The sequence below is a fragment of the Archangium minus genome (assembly GCF_044360475.1).
GTDB classification, from domain to species: domain Bacteria; phylum Myxococcota; class Myxococcia; order Myxococcales; family Myxococcaceae; genus Archangium; species Archangium minus.
In genome coordinates, this window is the sequence record NZ_CP043494.1 from 6,730,866 (window position 1) to 6,756,885 (window position 26,020).

A 26,020-nucleotide genomic window follows, 5' to 3' on the forward strand; every position below is an offset into this window, starting at 1 on the left:
CTACCCGCGCAGCGCCAGCGAGACGGCCAGACACCCCTCGTGGGTCCGCGCCTCACGCGGTCCGGCCGACAGATAGAAGTATTGCCGCGCCACCCGCCGCTCGCCCTCCACCTCGAGCGAGCCCTCCACCAACATCACGCCCGTCCCCCCGCGATGCACGGGCCGGGGGTGGCTCGTCCCAGGAGCCATCCGCACCCACAGGCGTCCGCCTGGCTCCTCGAGCATCCGAATGCCCTCGGCCACCTGCGTCCACGCGCCCTCCGCCGGCACCGGCCCCGACGCCGCTCGCTCCACCTCGCCCCGCAGCCCGACGAAACGCTCTACCAACCCCAACATGTCGTCGATCTGAAAAGGCTTGGCGATCACCACATCCGGCTCGTGCGGCCGGAGCATCCGCACCACCTCGTCAGCGGTGGACGCGCTGACGATGGCCACAGGCTGCAGCCGCTTGCGCGCCGCCTCCAGGATGATGCGCCCACCCTCCCCTGTCTCACCGATGCGCAGATCCGTGATGACGAGCGAGAAGAGCTCCTCGCGCAGGGCCGCTAGCGCCTGGGGCACACTGCCGGCCTCCCGGACTTCGGCCTGCTCGGAGATGAGCTCCACCATCCCCTCACGGAGACTGGCGTCATCCTCCACCAGCAGAACCTTCATCGGGGGCCTCCCACCCAGCACTCCGGAGTCTCACTGCACGCGTTGGGGGGTGCCCCGTCCCATCGGGCGAGAGAACTCCCCAGATTGGCCCTCCCCGGACTCGAACCGGGACGCGGGGTCAGCCGCAGCGGATTTTGAGTCCGCCTCGTCTACCAATTTCGACAGAGGGCCCCTTGGGGTTGGAACAAGCAGACGTATACCTCGATGCCGCGCCGGACGCATCCGAAGATTGCGGTCCCCCACAACGATCGCTAAACGGGCGCCATGTACAACCTTCTTATCGCCCTGGGTGTAGGTGTCGCTATTACCCTGGGGATCACGCTGACCGGCATCGGCTCCATCTGGGCCGGTATCATCCCCGGTACCATCGGTTTCCTGGTGACGTACTTCCTGCTTGCCCGGCGTATTGGCAACCAGCTCCAGGTCCTCATGACCTCCGTCCAGAAGGAGCTCCAGGGGCAGCCCACCAGCCAGAAGGAGGCCCAGGCGCGTGTGGAGCGGGCCATCAAGATGTTGGAAAGCGGACTCGCCTACGAGAAGTGGCAGTTCCTCGTGGGCCCGGAGATCCACTCCCAGATTGGGATGTTGAAGTACATGTCCAAGGATCTGGACGGGGCCAAGGTGCACTTCGCCAAGGCCAGCCCGCGCAACTACATGGCCAAGGCCATGGAGGGCGCCCTGTACTTCCAGCGCAAGGACTTCGGGGCGATGAAGAAGTCCTTCGAGGCCGCGGTGACCTCCGGCAAGAAGGAGCCCCTGGTGTGGGCCGTCTATGCCTGGTGCCTCGTGCAGAATAAGGAGAAGGACGACGCCCTCAAGGTGCTGGGCCGTGGCGTGGAGGCCAACCCCTCCGACGAGAAGCTCAAGAGCAGCCTCTCTGCCCTCCAGAACGACAAGCGGCTGAAGATGAAGCCGTATGAGCCCATGTGGTGGCAGTTCGGCCTCGAGGCCCCTCCTCCCCAGGTGCTCGGCGGCGGTGGCGGCGGCCGGCGCGTTCAGTTCAACCCGCGACGCTGATCGCCTCCAGGCAGGAATTCCTACTGGAAGCATACCCGAGAACGCTGCAACTCTTGCCAAGTCGGGTGCGCCTCCTCCCGAGGAGGGTGCTGCAAGTCCCTGGAATCACTCTCTCCTCTCCAGGTTTGAAGAGGGGCACGTCCCTTGCTCCTGAGGCCGGTATAGGACCGGGCAAGCGAGCCTGGGACGTGAAGAGCCAACGGGCTTGGCAGCCGGGAGTCTCGGGTGAAGGAGGAGGATGTGGAGGGGTGCACGCCGAGGGTGACGGCGGAGGATGGGCGGGAGGGTCACCCCTCTGGGCGTAGCACCCGAGACTTTCGGCCTGCCATTACCAGGCAGGCGCAGGAAGTGGAGCGGACCATCATGGAACGGCACGACCGCCAAGGGGAGAGAGCCCTGATCCTGGTCGTGGAGGATGACCCGGGCACTCGAGATAGCCTGGTGGAGTTGCTCGCCTCCCGGTTCGATGTCCTGGCCGCGAGCGACGGACAGTCGGGACTGGTGCTCGCCCGCGAGCGCCGGCCGGATCTGGTGTTGCTGGATCGCTTCCTGGATCAGGAGGACGGGCTGGCAGTGCTCGAGTCGCTGCAGCACGACAAGGCAACCGAGTCCGTCCCTGTCATCTTCCTCACCGGTGACGCTGACGAGGCCACGCTGGAGCGTTGCCTGGAGATGGGGGCGGTGGACTTCGTCCACAAGCCAGCCAGCGCACGCGAGCTGATGGCCCGCATCGATCGGGCCCTGCGCCAGAGCGAGCAACAGCAGAGGCTCCAGGTGCTCGCCCAGACGGATGCGCTCACGGGCCTGGCCAACTTCCGAGCGTTGTCCATCCGGCTGGACGAGGAGTTCAAGCGCTCCAACCGCTACCAATATCCCTTGTCCGTGGTGATCATCGACCTGGACCACCTCAAGGCCATCAACGATGGCATGGGGCATGACGTGGGCAATCGGGCAATCCTCGCACTGGCCACTCACCTGCGCACCAACCTGCGCGAGGTGGACTTCGCGGCGCGCTTCGGTGGAGACGAGTTCGTCGCCCTGCTGCCGCACCAGACGGCGGCCGAGGCAGCGGTGTTCGCCGAGCGGATCCGCGCCGGGCTGCGTACTGTGAAGGTCACGCGCAGCGACGGGCGGCCGGCGCCCTTCGGGCTGAGCGTGAGCGTGGGCATCGCCGATCACTCGGCCGCCCACCCGAAGGAGAGCACCGATGCGCTGATGGCCGCCGCGGACGCGGCGCTCTACGAGGCCAAGCGTGAAGGGCGCGATCGGGTCGTAGTGTACGGAACGACGGAGATGCCGCCCCCCAAGGTTCAGCGGCACTGATCAACCAAAACCCCCAGAGGTTCGATGGACGGCGGAGCGAGGGCGCGGATGAACGTGAGCAGGCTGGCGAGCGGTTCGAGGGTGGCCATCATCGGGGGTGGGATCGCCGGGGCGGGGCTGGCTGCGTCGCTGCTGTTCAATGGCCGGGCCCGCGGATGCGCGCTCGACGTGCGGGTGTACGAGAGCGGTGAGCCGGGCACCATCGCGCCACCGGCAGTGCTCACGCCTGAGTGCCGCTCGCGCTTGGCCGCACTCGGCTGCCGCGTGCCCCCGGAATGGCGGGCGCACGAGCTGCGCGGGGTGGAGATCCTCTCCCACGGCAACCGCGAGGTGCTGCCCTCCTCTCCGGGTGGGCTGTGGGTTGTCGATGGATGGCCCCAGGGTCAGGGCGGGCTCGCGCTGGTGCGAGAGGTGCTGGCAGGCGCGGCCACCGCCCAGGGTGCTCGCTTCATTCAGCGGCACGTGGACAGGGTGGAGAACCAGCCCGCGGCCCCGGACGCTCCCGCCGCGGTGCGCAAGAACGGCCCGCTCGTGGTGAGGGCCCAGGGCGGCGGTGATCGCTTCCACGCGGCCGTGCTGGCCACCGGTGCCGGGCCCTCGCTGGGGGATGCCTTCTTCCCCGGCTTCAAGCCCGCGCCCACTGTGGCGGCCGTGCAGGCCCGGCTGCGGCACGCCTCCCCTCGCCTGTCCGTGACGCCGCTGGCGCGGCTGTGGCTCTCCCCTCTGCCCTCGGTGGACGGGCTGCTGCTGCTGCCCGGAGCGCACTCGGTGTACGCGCTCGCCTTCGGGGCCACGGTGACGCCGGCGGACCTGTGCCAGGTGCTCATGATGGCGGCCCGCGACGGGCTGGTGGAGGAAGGTTTCGAGCTGGCCGCGCTGGAGACGACGCGGCTGCCCTACGGGCCGGGTCGCACGTTGGTGGCGCCCGGGCAGCTCGCGGTGGGCGCGGCGGCGTTCGGCCACCCGCTCCAGCTGGGACTGTCGGAGACGCTGGCCTCGTGCAGCCGCGCGGCGGTGGCGCTGCTGGACGCGGGCCTGGAGGGCTCGGCCCTGGAGCGCCGGTATGTACGCGAGGGCCTCGGCGAGCTGCTCGAGGACTCGGCCGCGGGTGCTCGCGCTGTCACCTGGCTGCGCCGCGCGGGACGTCGGGCGCCCCAGGCCTTCCTGGCGGCGCGCAGCCGGGGCTCGTCGGGTGGCATGGGCGGCGGCGGTGTGCTGGGGCTGTCTGCTCCGACTCCGCTGGCCCTGCTGTCCTCCGCGCGGTGGGCGGGCGTGCGCGAGACGATGGCCTCGTGGGTGCGCACGACGGTGGAGCCCCTGCCGGCGACGATCCCCTCGCTGGAGCCGGACCTCTACTACATCGTGGATGATGATGCGGACGCGCGCGAGGCGATGACGCAGCTGCTGGAGTCCACGGGCGCGCGGGTGGTGGCCTTCGCGGACGAGCTGGCACTGTTCTGCGCAGTGGCGCGTCGGCCCCCCACGGCGATCCTCCTGGACGTGGTGCTACACTGGGTGGACGGACTGCGGTTGTGCGAGGGCCTCAAGCAGCACCCGCTCACGCGCGACACCCGCGTGTTCGTGATGAGCGGGTTGAACCGGCCGCACGTGCGCCAGCGCGCGCTGGATGCCGGAGCCGAGGCTTTCTTGCCCAAGCCCGTGGAGCCCGAGCGGCTGCTGCGCCTGCTCATGGGCCACATCGCGGCCGGAGTGCCGACGACCCAGCCCCATCACGCCTCGCCGGAGAGCACGGTGTCCGACGAGACGGGCCGCTACGCCTCCTAAGCACGAGGGCGCTCACAGGCCGTAGTAGGACATGAGGATCCGCTCGAAGAGGCGTGCCGGGAGGAACGCCTTGGTGGACGCGAGCAGCCGTTGAGAGAGGTGGCCAACGCTGTAGCGCACCCCCACCTGCTTCCGGTCCACCAACGCCAGCACCTGCCGAGCCACAAGCTCGACAGAGGCCCCGGCCCGCTCCTCCTTCTCGATGATGCCAAGGGCCGTCTCGAAGGCTCTCCGGTACGTGGACTCGGGGCCGCACCGCTGGACCCGCACACGGTTCTCGGTGATGGGCGTGCGCACATCTCCAGGCTGGAGCGAGGTGACCTGGATGCCGAACGACGCCACCTCCTGACGCAGGCTCTCCGTCAGCCCCTCCAGGGCGAACTTGCTGGCGCTGTACAACCCCTGGAACGGCAAGCCCACCACGCCGCCGAGCGAGCTCATGTTGACGATGAGCCCCGAGCCCCGCGCCCTCATGAACGGCAGCACCGCATGGCACACGCGCAGGACGCCGAAGAAGTTGGTGTCGAGCTGGCGCTGCGCCTCCTCGATCGAGGTCTCCTCGATAGGGCCCGCCAGGGCGTAGCCCGCGTTGTTCACCACGACGTCGACGTGGCCCTGCTCCTCGAGCACGGTGGCCACCGCCTTCTGGACCGACTCATCCCGGGTGACATCCATCTCTAGCATCCGGTAGCCGGCTGGCCCGGGCGATGGCTTGCGGCTCGTGCCGTAGACGGTGTGGCCTCGTGCGCTCAGCAGCTCCGCGCAGGCCCGGCCAATGCCGGACGAAGCCCCCGTCACAAGGACGACCTTCGATCCCTTCGTGCTCATGGCGCATCCCCCCTCAACAACGCATCCACGTCATACGGAGGCTCCACGAAGAGCGCCCCCGCTTCTTTCCGAAACCACGTGAGCTGTCGCTTGGCGTAGCGACGCGTCTCCTGGGCCGTCTGCTGGATGGCCTCTTCCACCGAGAGCGTCCCGTCTACCACCGCCTTCGCCTGCACGTACCCCACGCTTCGCATGGGCGCCGCATCCGCGTAACCCCGGGCGATCAGCGCCCGCACCTCGTCCACCAGCCCGCGCTGGAACATGGCGGCGGCGCGCGCGTCGATCACCCGGTACAGCTCCTCGCGCGGCGGCGAGAGCACGTACATCCGAAAGGGATACCGCTCCCCGGCGAACGCATGCTCCTTGCGGAACTCGGAGGCGGGTTTGCCCGTCTGCTTGTGGATCTCCAGCGCTCGGATGACTCGCACCAGATCTCTCGGGGGCAGCTTTGCCGCGGTCTCCGGGTCCACCTCGGCGAGCTTGCGATGCACGGCCTCTCGACCCTCTGCAGCCGCGAGCGCCTCCAGCTCGGCGCGCAGCTCGGGGTCCGCGCCTGGGGCCTCCACCAGACCGTGCAGCAGGATGCGGAGGTACATCCCCGTGCCACCCACCACGAAGACGGGCTTGCCTCTCGAGGTGATGTCCGCGATGGCCGCGTCGGCCTGGCGCTGGTACTCGGCGGCGGAGAAGGGCTCGAGCGGCTCCACCACGGAGACAAGGTGGTGCGGCACGGCGGCGAGCTCCTCCGCCGAGGGCTTCGCCGTCCCGATGTCGAAGTACCGGTACACCTGCTGCGAGTCCGCGCTGACGATCTCCCCACCCTGCCGGCGGGCCAGCTCGATGGCGATCGCTGTCTTTCCGGACGCCGTGGGTCCAGCGATGACGGTGAGGTGGGGCTTCATCGACACTCCAGAGAGGCTCGTACCACGTCCGTGGAGAATGCCAGGAGTTTCCCTCAGAATCGGAGCCAAACCCGTTCGATGGAGGTCCCTCATTCTCCCGTTGCTCGCCGCGGTGGTGCTGGTGAGTGCCGCCGCACCCTCCCAACCTGACCCCCTCCTCCGGCAGCTCACGGAGACCCGCTTCTTCAACCTCGGCCGGCCGATGGCGGTGCGGATCACACCCGATGAAGGGACGGTGCTCTTCCTCAGGAGCCCGCCAACGTCAGGCGCGAACTCGTTGTTCTCATTCGACGCCGCCACGGGGCAAACCCGCGAGGTGCTCACGCCGGAGAGCGTCATCGCTGGAGCGGAGGAGACCCTTTCGCCCGAGGAGAAGGCCCGCCGTGAGCGGATGCGCGTCACGGGCCGTGGCTTCACCTCGTACTCGCTCTCCAGCGATGGCCAGAAGGTGCTGCTCTCGCTCTCGGGCAAGCTCTATGTCGTCGAGCGCAGCTCCGGAAAGGTCACGCAGCTCCGCACGGGCGAAGGGGTCATCGACCCGCGGTTCTCCCTCGATGGCAAGCAGATCGCCTATGTCCGCGACAACGACGTGTTCCGCGTCGAGCTCGCCACCAACAAGGAGCACCGAGTCACACGCGGCGGCACTCCCGAGCGGACGCACGGCCTCGCCGAGTTCGTGGCGATGGAAGAGATGGGCCGCTTCACCGGCTACTGGTGGAGCCCCGACGCGAAGCAGATCGCCTATGCCGAGGCCGATACGTCCGGCGTCGAGAAGCTCAACCTCGTCGATCCGGCGCACCCCGAGCGGGGCGCTCAACCGTTCGCGTACCCACGCCCCGGCAAGCCAAACGCCAAGGTGCGGCTCTTCGTCGCGCCAGTCGCGGGTGGCGCAGCGAAGGAGATCCGCTGGGACGCCGAGAAGTACCCCTACCTGGCGACAGTGAGGTGGCCGAAGAAGGGCCCGCTCACCCTGCTGGTACAGAACCGCGCACAGACGGAGGAAGTGCTCCTCGCCGCGGATCCTCGGACGGGCCAGACGCGCACCCTCCTCGTCGAAAAGGACGACGCGTGGATCCAGCTGGACCAGAGCTTCCCCGAGTGGTTGGAGGACGGCAGCGGCTTTCTCTGGTCCACCGAGCGCAATGGGGCCCCCGAAGTGGAGCTCCGCCGCGCCGACGGAAGTCTGGCACGCTCGCTGGTGAAGCCGGGCGCCGGATTCCGGACGCTGGTGCGCTATCAGCCGAAGGACGATGTCCTGTACTTCCTTGGCGGGCCGAACCCGACCGAGCAGTACCTGTGGCGAATCAAAGGTGGCGGTGAACCCGAGCGCGTCACCTCTGGCGGTCCCGCGCTCGAAAGAGCAGCGGTCGTCTCCGACCCAGGCGGATTGCTCGTCGTCACGAGTGAAGGACCCACCAGCATGCGCAGGGTGTACGTCCATCGAGCCGACGGGACTCGCCTCGGCGAGCTCCCCTCCGTCGCACGCGAGCCTCCGTACCAGCCTCGATTCGAGCTGCGGCAGGTCGGGCCCGAACGGTTCTGGACCTCGCTCATCCGGCCCCGGAACTTCAAGCCGGGTGTGAAGCTGCCCGTCATCGTCGAGATCTATGGGGCCGCCTATCCGTTGGTTCATCAGAGCATGGCGATGAACCTCCCCGCGCAGTGGATCGCGGACCACGGTTTCCTCGTGGTGAAGCTCGATGGTCGCGGAACGTCGCTGCGCGATCGCGCTTGGGAACGGAAGATCAAGTTCGACTTCGCTGGCGTCTTGGATGATCAGATCGCCGCGCTGCGGGCGCTCGCCGCCGAGGTGCCGGAGATGGATCTCACGCGCGTAGGCATCGAGGGGTGGAGCCACGGCGGGTACATGTCCGCGCTCGCGGTGCTCTCACGCCCGGACGTCTTCAAGGCCGCGTTCGCCGGCGCCCCCGTCACGGACTGGCGCGACTACGACAGCCACCTCTCCGAGCGCTACCTCGGGCTGCCAGAGGAGCATCCCGAGGCGTATGAGAAGAACTCGCTGCTCACCTTCGCGAAGGCGGACAAGCCCATTGGCAAGCTGCTGCTCGTCCACGGCACCGCCGACGACAACGTCTTCTTCTCGCACACGTTGAAGCTCTCGGATGCGTTGTTCCGCGCCGGCAAGCGTCACGAGGTGCTGCCGCTAAGTGGGCTCACGCATATGCTCGCCGACCCCGACGTGCACGAGCGGGTCTGGACGAGGATGATGCGCCACTTCCAGGAGAACCTCTGATCGCCAAGTGGCGGGCAATACCCTCACCCTAACCCTCTCCCAGAGGGAGAGGGGATATCCACGGAGCCTCGGGATTGTTCCGGAAGCTCCGTGGACACTTCTCAGTGCGCTTTGAGCGCGGTGCGCAGCGTCTGGGCCAGCTCGTCGAGCCGCACGGGCGTGGGATCGCCTCCCGCCATGCGCTTGAGCTGCGCCTGGCCGCTCTGCCGCTCGGCCTCGCCGAGCACCAGCGTGAAGACGGCGCCCACCTTGTCCGCGCGCTTCATCTGGCTCTTGAGGCTGCCGCCGCGCGTGTCGAACTCCACGCGGAAGCCCTCGCGGCGCAGCCGGCTGGTCAGCGTGAAGCCCGCGTCCGCCGAGCCCTCGTCCGCCACCGCGATGAAGAGATCCGTGGCCCGGCCGAACTGCTGACCGCTCTCCTTGAGCAGCAGGCAGAGCCGATCCAGCCCCAGGCCGAAGCCCACCGCGGGCACGTCCGGCCCGCCCAGGCTCTTCACCAGCTTGTCGTAGCGGCCCCCGCCCCCCACGGTGCTGGCGGTGCCCAGCACGGGGTGCGCGGCGATGAACTCGAACGTGGTGCGCGTGTAGTAGTCCAGCCCTCGCATGATGCGGGGGTTGACCACGTATTTGATCTCCAGCGCGTCCAGCTTGCGCTGCACCTCGGCGAAGTGTGCGCGGCACGGCTCGCACAGCGACTCGAGGATGTTGGGCGCGGCGCTGGCGATCTGCTGGCAGCGCTCGTTCTTGCAGTCGAGCACCCGGAGCGGGTTCTTCTCCAGGCGTACCTGGCAGTCCGAGCACAGCTCGCTCGCGTGCGCACGCAGGTGCTCCACCAGCCGCGTCTGGTAGGCGGGCCGGCACGCGTCGTCGCCCAGCGAGTTGATGTTGAGCGACACGTCCGTCAGCCCCAGCTTGAGCAGGAGCTGCACGACCATGTCCATCATCTCCACGTCCTGCGCGGGCTCCTTCGAGCCATAGCCCTCGGCGCCGATCTGGTGGAACTGGCGGTAACGGCCCGTCTTCATCCGCTCGTAGCGGAACATGGGGCCCATGTAGAACCAGCGCGTGACCGGCTCCTGGTTCGCCACCGAGTGCTCAATGTACGCGCGCGCCGCCGGAGCCGTGCCCTCGGGGCGCAGGGACAGGCTGCGGCCTCCCTTGTCCTCGAAGGTGTACATCTCCTTGCCGACGATGTCGGTCGTCTCGCCCACGCTGCGAACGAAGAGCGCGGTGTCCTCCACCATGGGCGTGCGCACCTCACCGTAGCCAAAGAGCGAGAACAGCTCCCGGGTCGTGCGCTCGACGTGCTGCCACACCTCCACGTCGCCGGGGAGGATGTCGTTCATGCCCTTGACGCCGGTGATCTTCTGACTCACGGAATCTCTCCAATCCGCCGGCCCATGCGAACCACCGCCTCGGGCTGGAAGCTCTCATCCCACTTCACGCGCCCCGGCTCGAAGACGAGGATGACGGTGGACCCCATCTCGAAGCGGCCCAGCTCCCCACCCTTCTCCACGGGGATGGGGGTGTCGAAGCGGTGCACCTTGCCCGGCTTGCCCTCGTGGGTGATGACGTCCTCGTACGCGGCGCGGATGCGCGACACGCACGTGGCGCCCACCTTCACCACGGCGCACTTGCCGGCCACCGTGTCCAGGTAGGTGACGAGCCGCTCGTTGACGCAGAAGAGCGCCTGCTTGTTCTTCACCGAGGCCGGGTTGACGGGCCAGAACTCACCGGGGATGTACGAGTACCCGGTGATCTTCCCACCCAGCGGCGAGTGGATGCGGTGGTAGTCGCGCGGGGACAGGTAGATGGTGGTCCACGCGCCGCCGTGGAAGGGCTTCGCGGCCGTCTCATCCCCGAGCAGCTCGCCCACGGTGTAGTGGATGCCCTTGGCCTGCATCACCCGCCCGTGCTCGGCGTAGCCCACCTGGGACACGGCGCCGTCCACCGGAGACACCACCACCTTCTCACCCGGATCCACGGGACGCGAGCCGGCCCTCAGCCCGCGGGTGAAGAACTCCGCGAACGTGGGGTAGTGCTCCAGGGCGTGCTCCGCCTCGGCCACGTCCACGTTGTACGCCTTGGCGAAGGCCTTGATGGCGGCCCGGTGCAACGGCGCCGGCGCGGGCAGGCGCGTGGCCATCCCCACCGCCGTGGACAGCGCGGACTTGGGGAGGATCTGCATCAGCTTCATGAAGGTCTGTTCGTTCATGACCCGTCGTTCTTGCGTAAAGGATTCTGAAAGTTGGATGCGCGAGGCCGCTTCAGCGACCGCCGTCCGGGGTGGAGCCGGTCGTACCGCCGTCGCTGGGGAGCTCTTGGATCGCGCTCCGGGGCACCATACCGAGCACCTTGCCGTCTTCGACGATCATCACCTGATCCTGCAGCTGGCCATACTGCTGGCGACACGCCACACGGTCCGCCAATTCCCAGCGATCGCGAGTTCCCCGACCCTTCACCTCAAGTGGCTCTCCCTTTTGGAAGCAGCCGGAGAAGGCGCTCGCCAGCTCGGCCACCGAGGTACCAATCCCAGGAGCGCCTGCCGTTCCGGCATCGGTCCCTGCATCGGCAACCTCCGCGGGGGCCTCCGCCTCCGAGGGGGGCTCCGCAGCACCGGCGGCAGCGGTGGAGTCAGCGGGCATCGTGCCCGGATCACGCACCTGGTTCAGGACGTCCGCCTTGGCCTTGTCCCGGGCCGCGGCCTGCTGCTTGCCGTTCTGGATGCGGGCTCGCAGCTCGTTCGCCGCCGCGGCGTCGAGGCTATCCGCGGGGACCTGGGCGAGCAGGGACTCCACCTGGGCCAGTTCAGGATCCACGAAGGCATCATCCCCCTTCGCCGCGTACAGCTTGCCGAAGCGCATGTGCGCCTGGGCATACGCCTCAGAGGGTTGAGCGGGCTTGCGGCAGGCCACGGGAGCCGCAGACAACAGGAGGGCCGTCAGGAGGCCGGCGAGCGTCCGGCCGCAAAAGGAGCTGTAGGTACGCACAAGGCCGGTTTTCTACGCCATTTCCAGGCCCCCGCGCCCCTTTTTCGTGCCTCGCCTGCTTCTTGGCCGACGGTGCCGACCCGCCCCCATGCCGGCAGTGAACCCAGGCGCCCAACAAACCCTAGCCGAGGAAGCGGCGCCACCAACGCAGGGTCTCCTCGTGAGAGGCGCCGTCGAAGGAGTAGCGGCTGGCGCACTCGTACAACCAGGGCTCCAGTACACGCGCCAGCTCGCGGTAGGCGGGCAGCTCGTGACCTTGAGCCAGGTCCCCAGCCTCCGGCCATTGCCCCAACGATACCACTGCCCGCTCCGCATCCATTTCCCGCACAGTGGTTTCAGGAGAGCGCAGCCGGGTACGCAGGCCCACAGCGCCGCCCACTTCCCCCAGCACCGGCGGACCCAGGAAGTTGAGCCAATGCACCCCATCGACTCGGGCGCCCAGAGACGTACTGCCGTGAGTCACATCCAGCCCTGGGTAACGAAAGGCCTCCGCCTGAATCCCCTCCAGGGAGGCGCAGAACGTGCTGGGAGAATAGAAGGCGAGACCAGCGTGACCAGAGGAGAAAGGAAGCAGGGAAGCCAGCTCTATGGCCAGCTCACTCATCCTTCTGGGTCCGTGCTCCTCGAGGTACTCGGTGGGCCAGGAGAAGCTCACCATGCTGACCGTGTCGCGCAAACGAATCCGCGTCCGCCAGGGAAGGCGGGCCCAGTAGAAGAAGCCGTAGCCACTGATGCCCTTATCGCCGCTCGACAACTCAACGGTGCGCTCAAAACCGCGCTTCACGTACGGATAGCTGTCCTCATCCTTGAGGTCATCGAGGAAGCGCGCCCCAAGAGGTGGGGAGAGCTCAGCGCGGATCCGCTCCCAGGAGTCCTCCCGCAGCGGAGCGGGCTCGTCGCCAAGATCGTACTCGGAGAAGAGCTCCGGACCCGTGCCGACAGCGCGGAGATACACATCGAGCGCACGACCCACCCGGTCCGCGAGGTCATGGTGATCGAACGGAAGGTGGAGCACGAGGCGAACGACTTCTCTCATCCAGAGTCGCTCCCCATCCGGCCGGGAGGAGGAGAATCGGATTCGAGGATAGCGCTGGGTCATCGGCTGATTCCGAGCTGGGGAGTAACGAGTGCGCGTCGTTTTTCCCCTGGGAGATCCTTGTACTTGTCCAACTTCCGATTCAGCGTCTTCCTCCGATAACCCAGGGGGTCGCTCTTGCTGTTGGAGGTGCAGGGAAACAAGAAGTCGTAGAGGAATCGAATCTTGTTGGCGTCGCGCACCAGATGAAGAACGACATCGGGAACGAGCGACTCCCCCCAAGAGTCGGAGAGGGCGTACTCCCCGGTTGATGGATTCCTGCCGTAGCGCGGCTCCCTGGTGAGGTGCTCCGAAAATTGCGAGCCCAGCTGTCGTTCAATGCATGCGAAGGCCGCCGCATGCTTCATCGTCCCGAGTTGCATGGCCCTGGTGACTGAATCACCCTTTGCATTGCGACCAACCACCCGGTCGCACTCGGCGTCACTCGGGTAATTGCCGCGGCCATACTCCTGCTCGTTGATTTTGAAATCCGCCTCCTTCGCACACTCGACGAGAACCTGCTCGACGCGCTCGACCTCAGCCTCATCGAGGAAGTCCTTGAGGGTGATGAGGCCCTGGACAGCCTCCATTACCCTCGTCACCGTCGTGGGGGCGATGAGTTCTCCGCTCGCGCCAGCTGGCGTGCAGGCCACCGGCTGGGCCATACAGGATTGCGCGTAATGAGAGGGAACGCCGCGCCCCCCTCCTCCAACCCAACCCCGCTGCGCCTGAGGGAGCGAAGTACCCCGAGGCGCGCCCGTGGCACACGCGGCCAGGAAGAAAAGCCCCCCCAGGGCCAGCACGCCCAACCAGCGACTCCCACACACGCCCGCAGTACTCGGGCCTTCGGGACGCATGGACAAGCCGCGTACCTCGGTCTGGTGCGCGGGCTACACCCCGAGGAACAGGCGCTTGCCGAAGTTCAGCGCCAGCGACGCGTCGAAGATCTTCTGCGCCGCCGACTCGATGTCGTACTCCACCCGGAGGTACTCCACCGTGCGCGCCCCGGTGTCGCAAATCACGAAGCACGCCCGGTTGTCGTAGTCCCGCGGCTGCCCCACGCTGCCCACCGAGATGATGTACTTGTAGCCCCGGCGAATGCCGAACTTCTGGGCCACCACGTCATGCACCTCGCCATTGCCAATGGCGAAGGCCTTACACAGGTGGCTGTGCCCAATGAACGTCACCTCGGGCAGGTGCTCCACGTATGGAGCGAGCTCCCGCGCCTGCTCCAGCGCGAAGATGTACTCGTACGCCTTGGGCTCCACCGGCGAGCCATGGCTGAAGCCCACGTCGCCGATCCGGTACGTGTACGGCAGGCTCTTGAGCCACTCCATGTTCTCGTCGGACAGCACGCTCGCGGACCAGTCCAACGCGTGGCGGGCAGCGTCGTAGTAGTACGAGTAGTCCATCCGCCCGGCCACCGCTGCGTCGTGGTTGCCCAGCAGCGTGACCTCCGTCACCGAGCGCACCAGATCGCAGCAGGCGTTGGGTGAGGCCCCGTAGCCCACCACGTCGCCCAACGAGACGATCCGATCCACCTTCTGCTCTTCCGCGACGCGCAACACCTCCGTCAGAGCCTCGATGTTGGAGTGGATGTCGGAGATGATCGCGATTCGCATGTGGGCCTCGCTGGTACCCTCGTCCGTGCTCAGTTGCCGAACGTGGGTCCTCGCTGCTCTTCGGAGATGATGCGCCTCAGCAGTGCCAGCGCGCCAGAATCCAGCACTTCGAACTTCAACCCCATCCCCGGAGGGCCCTTATCTTGCCGCTGTGGCCGGCTCCACACCACGGTGGCCTCGGCCATGACCTCGTGGGCCGGCCCACCGCTCAACCGCAGCCGCGTCCGCCGCCCCGTATCCAGCGGAGTATTCGTCTGCAGGAACATCCCCCCCTCGCTCAAGTTCGCGATGCGCGCGTAGAGGGTGATGTTTTCCGACTCGCACCAACAGCGCAAGCGCGAGGGGTAACGTTCGTGCTTTCGGTTCTCCGTCCGCAACCCGCTGGTCCTCCGCTGCGCGGCCGCTCCGTCCCGCCCCTCCCCCAACCACCCGCCGCTCTTTTCCCAAAAATCGGGAGTCGCGAATGCGAAGATTAGTGACAGCGTAAAATTCCGTCAAGGAGGGAGGTCCGCTCCCTCCTCTCGGAGCCGGCTCAGCCCTCCAGGGGGCCGAGGTCCTCGAAGTGCGTGAGGCGCTTGAACTCGGAGAAGCGGGCGCGGATCTCCGAGCGGCTCACCTCGCGCAGACGCTCGAGGCTGAACTTCTCCACGGTGAAGGAGGCCATGACGCTGCCCATCACCATGGCGCGGCGGAGCGCCTCGGTGTCCACGTGGCTGGCAATGGCCAGGGTCCCCATGAAGCCACCGGCGAAGGTGTCTCCGGCGCCGGTCGGGTCGAACACGTCGGCCAGGGGCATGGCCGGGCAGGCGAAGATGTGCTCCTGCTCGAAGAGGAGCGCGCCGTACTCACCGCGCTTGATCACCACGCGCTGGGGGCCCATGGCGAGGATGGCGCGGGCGGCGCGGACGATGTTGTGCTCGCCGGAGAGCTGGCGCGCCTCGGCGTCATTGACGAAGAGCAGGTTGACGCGCTTGAGCGTATTGAGGAGCGCCGACCGGCTGCCGTTGATCCAGAAGTTCATGGTGTCGGCGGCCACCAGCTTGGGCGCCTTCACCTGGTCCACCACCTGGGACTGGAGCTCGGGGTGGATGTTGCCCAGGAAGACGAACTGGGCATCGCGGTACTTCTCGGGCAGGCGGGGCGAGAAGGACTGGAAGACGTTGAGCTGGGTGTCGAGCGTCTCGGCCTCGTTGAGCTGCCAGCCGTAGCGGCCCTTCCAGCGGAAGGTGCGGCCCTTCTCCTGGGTGACGCCCTCGAGGTCCACGCCTCGGGCCTTGAGGAACTCCAGGTGGGCCTGGGGGAAGTCCTCGCCCACCACCGCCACCACCTGCGTGGGGGCAAAGAAGGACGCCGAGGTGGAGAAGTAGGTGGCGGAGCCGCCGAGGACGTCCTCCTTCAGGCCGAAGGGGGTTTCCACCGAGTCCAGCGCGACCGAGCCAACGACGAGAAGAGACATGGGCGTTCCAAGGGGGAGAGGCCGTCAGATAGGCACGGGGCTCTCCCAGAAGACCGCCCGTGCCTGTGCGAGGTACGACTTTTCAGCCAGTCAGGTCAAGCCGGAACCCCACTCAGGGCGTGGGCACGACGGGCAGGATGGCCTTCAGATCGTCATCCGTGAAGTAGATGCCGCCACCGAAGAAGTAGTCCCGGCCGGCAATCATACGGCGCGTGTTCAGATCGCGCCGGGGGCTGTTGATGATGTCGTCGATGCCGGCGGTGATGAAGAGCCGGTCGAACGCCTGAGCCCTGAGCGAGGCGCGGATACGCGGGTAGCGCAGCTCGTCCACGGAGAAGTTGAAGGCATCCATCTTCAACGTCAGATGGTCCTTGAAGAAGTGGAAGTCCGCGCCCACGCCGCCGGTGGACTCGATGATGCCGAAGCGCAGCGTGGTGAAGTAGTAGCGCTTGGCGAACTGCGCGCTGAACTTGATGCCCTCGCGGGTGATCTTCTGCTGCTGGATGACGGGCTCGCCCGAGCCGGGTGGGTTGGACTGAACCGTCTGCGTCTCGATGATGCCGCGCGGATCATCCACCAACTCCAGCAGGTAGTACTTGTCCGGCCTGGGGGCCAGCCGCAGTGACAGGCTGTTCTTCGAGGCCCCCTGCTCCATCAGGTAGGTGGCCTGCAGGCCCACCTCGGTCTGCATCCCGGTGAGCCGGGAGGTCATGTCGGACAGGTCCTCCACGGACTCGGAGAGCTTCTGGCCCAGGCGCTTGTCGGCCACCAGCGCGCCCACGGCGCCCTCGCCGTTCTTCACCCGGGTGGTGACCTCCTCGATGTTGGCCAGCGTCCTGTCCAGCCGGTTCATCGTCTGCTTCAGGCTGGCCACGCTCTCCTTCAGGTCCCCTTCCCCACCGCTGCCGACGATCTTCTGCACCGTGGACAGCACCTCGCGGGTGTCGCGGGTGATGTACTCGATGTTCTGCACGATGTGGTGGACGCTCTCCTCGTTGGAGGCCGTCATGCCGCGCACGTCGGCGCTCACGCCCTCGAAGTTGCGCAGGATGGCGTCCAGCCGCTCAGAGCTGGCGCGCACCGTCAGGTCCACCGCGTCAGAGAGGCGCACCAGGTTGTCGACGATGCGCTCCAGCGAGCCGGCCCCCTTGTCCCCACCGAGCACGTCGCGCAGCGCCCCCGTCACCTGCTGGATGTCCGAGGTGATCTGACTGAGCGAGGCGAAGACGGCCTCCATGCCCTGCACGTCGACGACCTTGCGGATCTCCCCGTCGTGCTCCATGGGGGGCGTCATCTCGGTGCCCGGGTTGAGCTCCAACAGGTAGTCACCCAGCAGGGACTCCGAGCGCTTGATCAGGGCGGCGTCCTGGTGCAGGGGCACGTCGCGGCGGATGCGCACGGTCACCTTCGCCCGGGTGCCCTCCAGCTTGACGTCCACCACCTCGCCCACGGGGATGCCGGCGATCTGGATGCGGCTCTTGGGCCCCAGCCCCGAGGCGTCCCGGAAGTAGGCATGGGCCTGAGTGGCCTCGTCCTCACCCAGCCCGCCCTTGCGGGTGAAGAGGATGAAGCCGAAGAGGAACCCGCCGGCGATGATCACCAGCAGGCCGACTCGGAACGGTGTGATGAGCTTCTTCACCGGGTGTAGCTCCTAATCATTACTTTCCGAACCAGGTCTCGAGGAAGATCTTCACCGTCGGGTGCTGCGAGGCGCGCACCTGCTCCGGCGGTCCCTGTTCCAGGATGACGCCCTTGCTGAGAAAGGCGATCTGGTCCGCGATGTTGAAGGCTGAGGCGATGTCGTGGCTGATGACGACACTGGTGATGCCCAGCTCCCGCTGGGCCGCGAGGATCATCTCGTCCACGTAGTCCGTGGTGATGGGATCCAGCCCCGTGGTGGGCTCGTCATAGAGGACGATCTTCGGATTCATCACGATGGCGCGTGCCAGGCCCACGCGCTTGCGCATGCCTCCGGACAGGTCCGCCGGGAACTTGCTCTCCACGCTCTTCGGCAGGCCCATCAAATCCAGCTTCGAGCGCACCAGCGCGCGGACCTCCTCCTCGGGCATCCTACTGTGCTCGCGCAGGGGGAATGCCACGTTCTCGTAGACGTCCATGGAGTCGAAGAGGGCCGCGGCCTGGAACACCATCCCGAACTTGCGCCGCACCCGCTCCAGCTCCTCGGCGCCCATGGGGACGAGGTCCTCCCCGTCGATGATGACCTGCCCCTGGTCCGGCTTGAGCAGGCCGATCATGTGCTTCATCAGCACCGTCTTGCCCGAACCCGACCCCCCGAGGATGACACAGGTGCTACCCGCGGGCACGGCGAGGTTGATGCCCGTGAGGACCTTGGTCTCCCCGAAGGACTTGTGCAGGCCGACGATCTCAATCATCGGCGTGGGGTTCGTGGCCACCATCAGTGCAAGAGCACCCCGACGATGAAGTCGAGGATGAAGATGGAGAGGGCGCTGGACACCATGGCCTCGGTGGTGGCCTTACCCACACCCTTGGCGCCACCCGAGGCGTTGAAGCCCTTGAAGCAGCAAACAAGTGTCACCGACAGGCCGAAGACGGCGCCCTTGATGAGCCCCTCGTAGACGTCCACCGGGTCCAACCACTGCTGGGTGCGCGAGATGAAGGTACCCGCCGACACGCCCTTGGTGCCCACGGAGACGGCATAAGCGCCGAGGATGCCCGAGGTGTCGAAGAGCAGCGTGAGGACAGGCACCATGAACAGGCCGGCCAGAATCCGGGGTACCAGGAGGTACTGGACGGGGTTGACGGCCATGGTCTCCAGGGCGTCCACCTGCTCGGTGACGCGCATGGTGCCCAGCTCGGTGCACATGGCGGAGCCGGCGCGCATGGTGACCATGAGCGCGGAGAACACGGGGGCCAGCTCGCGCGTGAGGACGAGCGCCACGGTGGGGCCCACCAGGCTCTCCGCGTCGAACATCTCAAAGGCGCGCGAGGACTGGTGGGCGAACACCATGCCGGTGAAGAGCCCGGTGAGCAGGACGATGAAGACGCTGCCCACCCCCACGAAGTCCAGCTGGAAGAAGAGGTTCTGCCAGCGGAAGGGCCGTCGCACGCTCCAGCGGGCCACGTCCACCCCGAGGGAGACGAGGCTGCCCAGCTCCTCCACGTTCGCGATGGCGCCCCGTCCCACGTCCTCCACGGACCGGACGAGGAGGGAGGGAGGCTGAGGCTGCTGCTCCGCCTTCTGTGCGTTGTCGGATGCCACGAGTGGCCCTACTCTACGTGGCCCCATTCCCGGCACAAGCAATCGCGCTGGCCACCAGCGCCCCCTCCGCCCCCCGGCACCCCGGGCATCCAGGCTGTGTGACATGGGGAGTCACAAGGGGGTTTCTCCCGTGACCGCTTGCCGTTATGTTCCGCCGCCCTTTTCATCCCCCTTAAAAAGAAGCGAGAAGCACACAGTCATGGCGACCCAACACAAGGTCGGCGGCGAAGTCGATGCGTTCTGTACTCGGTGCCGTCTCACGCTGGCCCACACCATCCTGGCGATGGTCGGCACGAAGATCGCTCGAGTCCGTTGCAACACCTGCGGCGGAGATCACGCCTTCCGCTCCGCTCCTGGTACCACGGACAAGCCGAGCCCCTCCTCGCGCGCCAGCACCGGTGGCGGCTCCAGCGGCACGCGTGCTCCCAGGGCGAGCAAGTCAAGTGAGGACAAGGTTGTCATCTCCTTCGAGGAGCAGCTGGCGGGGAAGGACATCGCCAACGCCCCCAGGTACAGCCCCAAGGACTCCTACAAGGTGGATCAGGTCATCCACCACCCCACCTTCGGGCTGGGCCTGGTGACGGCGGTTCGCGGAAACAAGGTGGACATCACCTTCAAGTCGGAAACGAAGACGCTCGTCCACGCCGCCGGCGCCGCACCCGCGGAGAAGCCCTCTTTCAATCCACCCAGCGCGAAAGCTACGGGCCCAGCGGACAAGCCACAGTCCCAGGAGACGCAAGAGCCCGCTTCCCCGCCGACCAGCCCCGCTGAGGGTTGACAGAAGCGCCGGGGAGGCTGGACGGTAGGCCCCCCCGTATGCGCGCGCCGCTCCTCCCCCTGCTGCTGCTCGTCCTGTCGCCCCTGGCGGTGGCGGCTCCCTTCTCGGTGAAGGCCACCCCCGCTCAGGTGGTGCTCGGCCAGGACAAGGCAGTGCTGGTGCAGGTGAAGGTGCCGAGCGGCACGCCTCCCCTCCGGGCCTCGGCCTCCACGGGCAGCCTGCTGCCGCTGCCCACCACCGCGCGGGACGTGTACTCGTACCGCTGGGTCGCCCCGGACATCCGCTATCCGCTTCTGGCGGTGCTCGCCTTCTGGGTGGAGCCCGCTGAGGGCCCGCCCGAGGTCACCACGCTGCACATCCCCCTGCTGGGCCGCACGACGCTGGATGTGGCCACGGACGTGGGCGCGGGCGCCGAGGTGGTGGTTCAGGTGGCCGACATGCGCTTCGGCCCCGTCATCACCAACCGCAAGGGCCGCGCCCAGGTACAGGTGAAGGTGCCTCCCAATGTGCGTGAGGCCAGCGTGCTGGCCACCGCCAAGGGCCAGCAGACCCACCGCACCGCTCGGCTCGACGTCCCTCCCGAGCGGCCGCTGCTCGCGCTCATCAGCCCCGACGTGCTCCCGGTAGAGGGCAGCGGGTGGTTGCTGGTGCTGGGCGAGCAGCCCCTGCCTGAGTCGGAGCTGGATCTGCAGGTGCGGGGCGGGAGCATTCAGGCGCTGGAGCAGACCCCTGGCGTGTTCCGCGTCAAGCCAGAGCCCGGCTCGAGCGCCGTCACGGTGGACGTGCACCGCCAAGACGGCACCGGCGCCGCACGCGTCACCGCCCCGGTGTCGGCGCCTATCGTGGCCTCCATCCCTCCGCCCGAGTCTCTGCCTGTGGTGGCGTCCCCTCCCGAGGTGAAGCCCGCGCCTTCCATGGACTGGGGGAAGTACCTGAGCTGGCACCACCTGTCCTTCCACCTGCAGGCCGGCGGCTTCCTCGCCGGCGGCGACAACCGCGGGCCGCTGGTCTCGGTGGGCCTGGGCTACCGCCTGCCTCCCCTCGCGGGCCGCTTCTTCTGGCTGGAGGCAGAGGCGGGACTTCGCCAGTCCGTGACCCAGCCCCTCGTGGAGCAACTGGGGCCCCTGGACTCGCGGGTGGTCGCCCTCCCCTTGCTGCTGTCCGCCAGGGGACTTCTCTTCGAGCGCGGCCCCCTGTCCATCCACGGCCGCGCGGGGGCCGGGGTAATGTTCTACGAGCAGCGTGTCACGAGCTCGTTCTTCGCGGAACCGCGCAGCCAGCGCGGGCAGTCGTTCATGGGTTTTGTGGCGGCGCAGGCCGCTTGGAGTTTCGGCGCGGCGAGCGCCCTATTCGAGCTGCGGGGCAGTTACGCCGCGGCACAGGCGAGTGAGATCGACGCCCAGCTCGGCGGCCTGTCCGCCTCGCTGGGGGTGAGGTACTCCTTATGAGGAAGCTCCTGCCCCTTCTCCTGGTTGTGCTGTGCGCGTGTACGTCCGAGCCACCGGCCCTGGCCGCACCCCGCATCCTCTCCATCACGCCCGCGGAGCAGCGCTCCACCGAGTCGCAGCGCGTCACCGTGGAGCTCGACACGGATCCGCGCTTCCTCGTGAACTACGGCGACAAGTCCGTCCAGATGCTCGAGCAGCCAGTGCTGGAGATTGGCTGGCAGGCAGTGAAGCTGGAGAGCTACCTGGGCCACGGACGGTTCCAGGGCACGGTGATTCCGGGTCTGGGGGTCGGCCGTTACTCCATCCGAGTCACCCTGGGGGACGGGCGGGAAGCCACCCTCCCCGACGCCTATGAAATCAAGGATGGAATGGGTCCGTGGCTCGGCTATTGGATCGAATCCATTGGGGAGCAGATCCAGGACCAGCCCTTCACCGTCATCATCCATGTTGAGGGCACGGAGGCCGACTCCTTCACGGGCCCGATCACGATCAACATCTACAGGGGCGGCGAGCGCATCAACACCCTCACCAGTGGCAACTTCTCCGAGCGCGTGCTCCTGCAGGAGATCACCATCAACGAGTCCGGCGAAGACTTCGTCGTGTCGATCCAAGACAACGATGGCAACAGCGCCACCTCGAACGCCTTCACGGTGGGCAAGAAGCAGAAGAACTGATTCACGAGACTCATGAGCATCGACTCCTCTTCCCCCTTCTCCTGGCAGTTCAACCTCGGACGCATCCCCGTCGTCGTCGATCCGAGCTTCTGGCTGGCGACGGCCATGTTCGCAACGCTCGGGAGCCGGAGCTGGCAGGCCATGCTGTCCTGGGTGGCTGTGGTCTTCGTCTCCATCCTCGTGCATGAGCTCGGACACGCGCTCATGGCCATGAGCCTGGGCTGCGACGTCGCGGGAATCCGGCTCTACATGGGGGGCGGCCTGACCTACCACGACCGGGCGCTCAGCCGTTGGCGGGAAGTGGCGGTTGCAGCGGCCGGGCCCTTCACCGGCTTCCTCTTCGGCGGGCTGATGCTCGCCGTCAACATCTTCATCCCCCCGAAGAGCGAAATGGGGATGATCCTCCTGCGCGACCTGCTGTGGGTGAACTTCGGGTGGGGCATCATCAACCTGATGCCGGTCCCCCCGCTGGATGGGGGCCACATCATGCAAGGTGTGCTCGGGCCCAAACGGCAGCGCCTCGCCCTGTGGGTGGGCGTCCTCACCTCCGGCGCGGTGGTGGCCCTGGCGCTGAACTTCGGCTCCTTCTTCATCGTCTTCATGTTCGGCATGTTCGGCTACCAGTGCTGGCAGGCCCTCCAGGTGACGAGGGACATCAAGCCCCTGGAGCCCGTGAAGGTCGCGGAGATCGAGCCGGATGCACTCGCACGTGGCTGGCAGGCCCTGCGCTCCGGGAACGAGAGCGAGGCGTCGCGGCTGGGGCACCTGGCCCTGTCGGCCGCGAAGCCGGGCGAGGAGAGCAACGCGGCGAGGGATCTGCTCGCCTGGGTGGCGCTCGCCGATGGCAATGCCCGCTACGCCCTGTCCCACCTGGAGAAGGTGGACCCGCCCCAGGCCGCGCGACCCTACAGCCTGGCGGTGGCGTATGAAGCCGCGGGGCTGCCGGAGCGCGCCCTGCCCCACGCGCTCGCCGCGCTGGAGAAGGAGCCCACGGAGGCGGTGGCCGCGCTGGCGGTGCGCCTGCTGGTGAAGGCCCAGCGTCTGGATGAGGCCGAGCGCATCACGCGGGAGTTCGCCTGGAAGACGCCGGCGAAGCGGGACGCGCTGATGGCGGATGTGGCAGTGGCTCGGGGAGACTTCGGCGGAGCGGCGTTGCTCCACGCGAGCGCCTTCGAGGCCGCGGGCCGCGCGGAGGATGCCTACCAGGCCGCTCGCAACCACGCGCGAGCCGGTCAGGTGGGGCTCGCCTCCGAGTGGCTGAAGCGCGCGCTGGAGGCGGGTTATGACGACCTCGAGACGCTCGCCCAGGAGCCCGCGCTGGCCGAGGTCCGCGCCGCTCCGGAGATCGCCGAGCGGCTCGCCCAGCGCAAGCAGGGCGCCGCCTAGCGCGCGGGCACCGGCCAGCCGGCGGGATGGATGAGATAGGCCGTGCCGGCGGAGGCCTGGAGCCAGAGGGACTCGAGCTCGGAGCGCAGGTAGGTGCGCTGGACCGCGGCATCGGTCGAGGCCGCGGGATCGTTCACCACCGGGTTGCCGGAAGCGTCGAAGCCCACCAGCACCATCAGGTGACCGGCGCTCGCGCTGATGGGCGCCCCCGTCAGCTCCCCACTGCCCCAGGAGATGCTGAGGATGGCGGGGACGCCCGCGGAGATCCACGGCTCGAGCTGGGCCAGGCTGGTGAAGCGCGTCACGTGGGCCTGGAGCCCCTTGCTGGCGGCGTAGGCGGTGTTGAAGGGCCAGTTGCCATGGCCACGGAAGATCCAGTCATAGACGCCGCTGACCGCCGCCCTCACGTGCGGCTCGCAGGCGCCGGTGTCGCCCGCCCAGTAGCGCAGCACCATGGACGTGGACGTGGGGCTGCACCAGACCTGTCCGCCATCCGGGTAGACCATCTGCGAGCACTCGGGCACCGCGAGCACCTGATCCCAGTGGGCGGGGTTGCCGGGGAAGAGCACCGGGTTCTTCTCCGGTGAGGTGGACAGGGTGACGGCGCTGGCGCGCACGCGCGGCAGGGCGATGCCATCCGCGCTGAAGAGCCGCACCTTCACCTGGAAGGCTGTCGCCGCCGCCTTCTTGTTCGTGACGACCAGGGTGTCGATGCCCACGTAGCCCTGGGTGTCCGACTGGGAACCCGCGGAGTGCCGCCGCACCGTCGAGGTGTCCGCGGCCCACACGCCCAGGTTGTACCACTTCGTCCAGACGCCGGAGATCTGCGCGCGGATCTGCGTCTCCACCCAGGTGCCGGTGGGCGTCTCGGCCTCCCACGAGGCGACGGCCTCGCGGAAGGCGAAGCCGTTCGTCATGACGGGGCTGGTGGCCTCACCGACTCGGAAGCTGCCTCCGTTGTAGAAGTTGCCCCCGTTGTAGGTGCCGGGCGCGTAGGGATCCGTGCCGGCCACCGCCGTCTGGGGATCCAGCCGCAGCGCGCCATCCTCCGCGAGGCCCACCCCGCTCCGCTGCCACGCGGAGAAGTGCCCCTGGCTCGCCTGCCACCGCACGAACGCGCTCTGCCCCGCGAGCGCCCCGGGTGCCCACGTCAGCGCGACGAGCACCGCGAATACGGCCGTCCTGAAGCTTTTCATGAACCGCCTCCTGGATATCGAGGGGTTCTTTGCTTACTCGTTTTCCTGAAAAGGGCCCATTTCAATTCCCCGAGCCCTTCACGGAATAAACGCGGCGATCGGAGTTCTTTCGATCGAGGTGACCATGAAAGCGCTCACTTGCATGGCGGTGCTCGCCTGGGGCGGCACCGCGCTCGCGGGCGAAGCATCGCCCCCGAAGCTTCCTATTGGCGTGTCCGCGGCTCTGTACGACATCTCGGTCCCACCCGACCGGAAACCCACCCCCGAGCGGGTGGCCCTGGGAGAAAAACTCTTCAACGACAAGCGACTGTCCGCCGATGACTCGGTGAGTTGCGCGACGTGTCATGACCCGAAGCGCGCGTTCACCGATGGAAAGGCCACGTCCGTCGGCATCAAGAACCAGGTGGGCCAACGCAACAGCCCCACGGTCCTGAACGCACTGTTCGCCGCCACCCAGTTCTGGGACGGGCGCGCGGGGACGCTCGAGGAACAGGCCATGCTGCCCATCCTCAACCCCATCGAGATGGGCATGCCCTCCCCGGAAGCGGTGGTGGCGAAGGTGAAGGGCATCCCGGAGTACCGGACGGAGTTCCAGAAGGTCTTCGGTCGCGAGCTCAACTACGACGATCTCGCCGCGGCCATCGCCGCCTTCGAGCGGATGCAGTTCTCCGGCAATGCCCGCTTCGACCGGTTCCTCGCCGGTGACGCCAAGGCCCTCAACGCGTCGGAGAAGCGCGGCTGGGCCCTCTTCAACGGCAAGGCGCGCTGCAACACCTGCCACGCCGGCAACGCCGTCTCTCCCCTCTTCTCTGATCAGAAGTTCCACAACATCGGCATCGCCGCGCACAAGCAGGACTTCTCGAAGCTCGCAGCGGAGGCCCTGAAGATCGTCCGCACCGGGGACGAGAAGCAGATCGACGAGCTCGCCCTGGAGACGAAGTTCTCCGAGCTGGGCCGCTTCCTGGTGACGAAGAACGAGAACGACATCGGCAGCTTCAAGACGCCGACCCTGCGCAACGTGGGCGTCACCGGCCCGTACATGCATGACGGCTCGCTGACGACGCTCTGGGATGTGATCGATCACTACAACAAGGGAGGCATCGCCAACCCGTTCCTCGACGGAGGGATGCAGCGGCTGGGGCTCACCGAGCCGGAGATCGACGACCTGGTCGCCTTCATGTTCGCCCTCACCGCGGACGACTTCTCCGCGCTGGAGAAGCAGGAACTCGCGCGCCAGCGTGCCCGCAAGAACAACCGTCCCGAGCGCGACACCGCCGCGGCCCTGGGCAAGAAGGGCAACCTCGGCGATCTGGCCCCCAACCCGAACCTCGACATCAAGAACCCCGCCGAGCTGGGCCTCTATGGGCCCGTCCGTCTCACGGAGAAGTGAC

At 67.5% G+C, this 26,020-nt stretch carries 24 protein-coding genes and 1 tRNA gene; 9 read left to right on the forward strand and 16 right to left on the reverse strand.

Features of this window, described 5'->3' with window-relative positions; genetic code table 11:
• Both F0U60_RS27320 and F0U60_RS27325 read right to left on the reverse strand, forming a co-directional pair.
• Positions 1-654 carry a response regulator gene (locus F0U60_RS27320; protein ID WP_395803753.1) on the reverse strand — a complete coding sequence of 218 codons (654 nt, stop codon included), beginning with the start codon at positions 652-654 and terminating at the stop codon, positions 1-3.
• 85 nt (positions 655-739) lie between these two features.
• A tRNA-Leu gene (locus F0U60_RS27325) sits at positions 740-825 on the reverse strand.
• A 93-nt stretch (positions 826-918) separates the two neighbouring features.
• Here F0U60_RS27325 and F0U60_RS27330 point away from each other — a divergent pair.
• The 3 genes from F0U60_RS27330 (at position 919) to F0U60_RS27340 (ending at position 4,779) form a co-directional block, all read left to right on the forward strand.
• The gene (locus tag F0U60_RS27330; RefSeq protein WP_395803755.1) at positions 919-1,671 is read left to right on the forward strand and encodes a tetratricopeptide repeat protein; all 753 of its coding nucleotides are present in this window, start codon (positions 919-921) and stop codon (positions 1,669-1,671) included.
• A 363-nt stretch (positions 1,672-2,034) separates the two neighbouring features.
• On the forward strand, positions 2,035-2,994 hold the full coding sequence (locus F0U60_RS27335; protein WP_395803757.1) for a diguanylate cyclase: 960 nt from the start codon (positions 2,035-2,037) through the stop codon (positions 2,992-2,994).
• Positions 2,995-3,042: 48 nt separating this feature from the next.
• Positions 3,043-4,779, forward strand: a complete 1,737-nt coding sequence (locus F0U60_RS27340) for a two-component system response regulator (protein ID WP_395803759.1) — start codon at positions 3,043-3,045, stop codon at positions 4,777-4,779.
• Between the two features lie 12 nt (positions 4,780-4,791).
• On the opposite strand, the gene F0U60_RS27345 is transcribed toward F0U60_RS27340, so the two are convergent.
• Both F0U60_RS27345 and miaA read right to left on the reverse strand, forming a co-directional pair.
• Positions 4,792-5,607 (reverse strand): SDR family oxidoreductase, encoded by an 816-nt coding sequence (locus tag F0U60_RS27345; RefSeq protein ID WP_395803761.1) that lies wholly within the window; start codon positions 5,605-5,607, stop codon positions 4,792-4,794.
• Positions 5,604-6,509: a tRNA (adenosine(37)-N6)-dimethylallyltransferase MiaA gene (gene miaA / locus F0U60_RS27350; protein WP_395803763.1), complete on the reverse strand. Its 906-nt coding sequence runs from the start codon at positions 6,507-6,509 to the stop codon at positions 5,604-5,606. Before miaA ends, F0U60_RS27345 begins: the two co-directional genes overlap by 4 nt.
• Before the next feature lie 37 nt (positions 6,510-6,546).
• Here miaA and F0U60_RS27355 point away from each other — a divergent pair, with 37 nt between their 5' ends.
• Complete coding sequence (locus F0U60_RS27355; RefSeq protein WP_395803765.1) at positions 6,547-8,763, forward strand: DPP IV N-terminal domain-containing protein; 2,217 nt, start codon at positions 6,547-6,549, stop codon at positions 8,761-8,763.
• Positions 8,764-8,864: 101 nt separating this feature from the next.
• On the opposite strand, the gene hisS is transcribed toward F0U60_RS27355, so the two are convergent.
• The 11 genes from hisS to F0U60_RS27410 form a co-directional block, all read right to left on the reverse strand.
• Positions 8,865-10,109 carry a histidine--tRNA ligase gene (hisS, locus tag F0U60_RS27360; RefSeq protein WP_395825464.1) on the reverse strand — a complete coding sequence of 415 codons (1,245 nt, stop codon included), beginning with the start codon at positions 10,107-10,109 and terminating at the stop codon, positions 8,865-8,867.
• A 26-nt stretch (positions 10,110-10,135) separates the two neighbouring features.
• Positions 10,136-10,978, reverse strand: coding sequence for an archaetidylserine decarboxylase (gene asd / locus F0U60_RS27365; protein WP_395803767.1), 843 nt, complete (start codon positions 10,976-10,978; stop codon positions 10,136-10,138).
• 52 nt (positions 10,979-11,030) lie between these two features.
• Positions 11,031-11,753, reverse strand: coding sequence for a hypothetical protein (locus F0U60_RS27370; protein WP_395803769.1), 723 nt, complete (start codon positions 11,751-11,753; stop codon positions 11,031-11,033).
• A 121-nt stretch (positions 11,754-11,874) separates the two neighbouring features.
• Entirely contained in the window at positions 11,875-12,789 is a 915-nt protein-coding gene (locus tag F0U60_RS27375) for a type VI immunity family protein (protein WP_395803771.1), read from the reverse strand.
• A 59-nt stretch (positions 12,790-12,848) separates the two neighbouring features.
• Positions 12,849-13,493 carry a hypothetical protein gene (locus F0U60_RS27380; protein ID WP_395803773.1) on the reverse strand — a complete coding sequence of 215 codons (645 nt, stop codon included), beginning with the start codon at positions 13,491-13,493 and terminating at the stop codon, positions 12,849-12,851.
• Between the two features lie 225 nt (positions 13,494-13,718).
• A complete protein-coding gene (locus F0U60_RS27385) occupies positions 13,719-14,450 on the reverse strand; it encodes a metallophosphoesterase family protein (RefSeq protein WP_395803775.1) in 732 nt (243 codons plus the stop codon).
• 29 nt (positions 14,451-14,479) lie between these two features.
• Positions 14,480-14,875 carry a TIGR02266 family protein gene (locus tag F0U60_RS27390; RefSeq protein ID WP_395803777.1) on the reverse strand — a complete coding sequence of 132 codons (396 nt, stop codon included), beginning with the start codon at positions 14,873-14,875 and terminating at the stop codon, positions 14,480-14,482.
• A 107-nt stretch (positions 14,876-14,982) separates the two neighbouring features.
• Entirely contained in the window at positions 14,983-15,906 is a 924-nt protein-coding gene (locus tag F0U60_RS27395; protein ID WP_395803779.1) for a PfkB family carbohydrate kinase, read from the reverse strand.
• Between the two features lie 112 nt (positions 15,907-16,018).
• The gene (locus F0U60_RS27400) at positions 16,019-17,545 is read right to left on the reverse strand and encodes an MlaD family protein (protein ID WP_395803781.1); all 1,527 of its coding nucleotides are present in this window, start codon (positions 17,543-17,545) and stop codon (positions 16,019-16,021) included.
• A 19-nt stretch (positions 17,546-17,564) separates the two neighbouring features.
• The gene (locus F0U60_RS27405; RefSeq protein ID WP_395825467.1) at positions 17,565-18,299 is read right to left on the reverse strand and encodes an ABC transporter ATP-binding protein; all 735 of its coding nucleotides are present in this window, start codon (positions 18,297-18,299) and stop codon (positions 17,565-17,567) included.
• A gap of 23 nt (positions 18,300-18,322) precedes the next feature.
• Complete coding sequence (locus F0U60_RS27410) at positions 18,323-19,147, reverse strand: MlaE family ABC transporter permease (RefSeq protein WP_395803783.1); 825 nt, start codon at positions 19,145-19,147, stop codon at positions 18,323-18,325.
• 199 nt (positions 19,148-19,346) lie between these two features.
• Here F0U60_RS27410 and F0U60_RS27415 point away from each other — a divergent pair, with 199 nt between their 5' ends.
• Genes F0U60_RS27415 through F0U60_RS27430 form a run of 4 tightly spaced genes read left to right on the forward strand, consistent with a single transcriptional unit; the run spans position 19,347 to position 23,433 of the window.
• A complete protein-coding gene (locus tag F0U60_RS27415; RefSeq protein WP_395803785.1) occupies positions 19,347-19,925 on the forward strand; it encodes a hypothetical protein in 579 nt (192 codons plus the stop codon).
• Between the two features lie 38 nt (positions 19,926-19,963).
• Positions 19,964-21,373, forward strand: a complete 1,410-nt coding sequence (locus F0U60_RS27420) for a hypothetical protein (RefSeq protein ID WP_395803787.1) — start codon at positions 19,964-19,966, stop codon at positions 21,371-21,373.
• Entirely contained in the window at positions 21,370-22,047 is a 678-nt protein-coding gene (locus F0U60_RS27425) for a hypothetical protein (protein ID WP_395803789.1), read from the forward strand. Before F0U60_RS27420 ends, F0U60_RS27425 begins: the two co-directional genes overlap by 4 nt.
• A 12-nt stretch (positions 22,048-22,059) precedes the next feature.
• A complete protein-coding gene (locus F0U60_RS27430) occupies positions 22,060-23,433 on the forward strand; it encodes a M50 family metallopeptidase (protein ID WP_395803791.1) in 1,374 nt (457 codons plus the stop codon).
• On the opposite strand, the gene F0U60_RS27435 is transcribed toward F0U60_RS27430, so the two are convergent.
• Positions 23,430-24,629, reverse strand: coding sequence for a peptidase C39 family protein (locus F0U60_RS27435; protein WP_395803793.1), 1,200 nt, complete (start codon positions 24,627-24,629; stop codon positions 23,430-23,432). The two genes, F0U60_RS27430 and F0U60_RS27435, sit on opposite strands and share 4 nt — an antisense overlap.
• Positions 24,630-24,753: 124 nt before the next feature.
• Here F0U60_RS27435 and F0U60_RS27440 point away from each other — a divergent pair, with 124 nt between their 5' ends.
• Positions 24,754-26,019, forward strand: coding sequence for a cytochrome-c peroxidase (locus tag F0U60_RS27440; RefSeq protein WP_395803795.1), 1,266 nt, complete (start codon positions 24,754-24,756; stop codon positions 26,017-26,019).
• The last annotated feature ends 1 nt before the right edge of the window (position 26,020 follow it).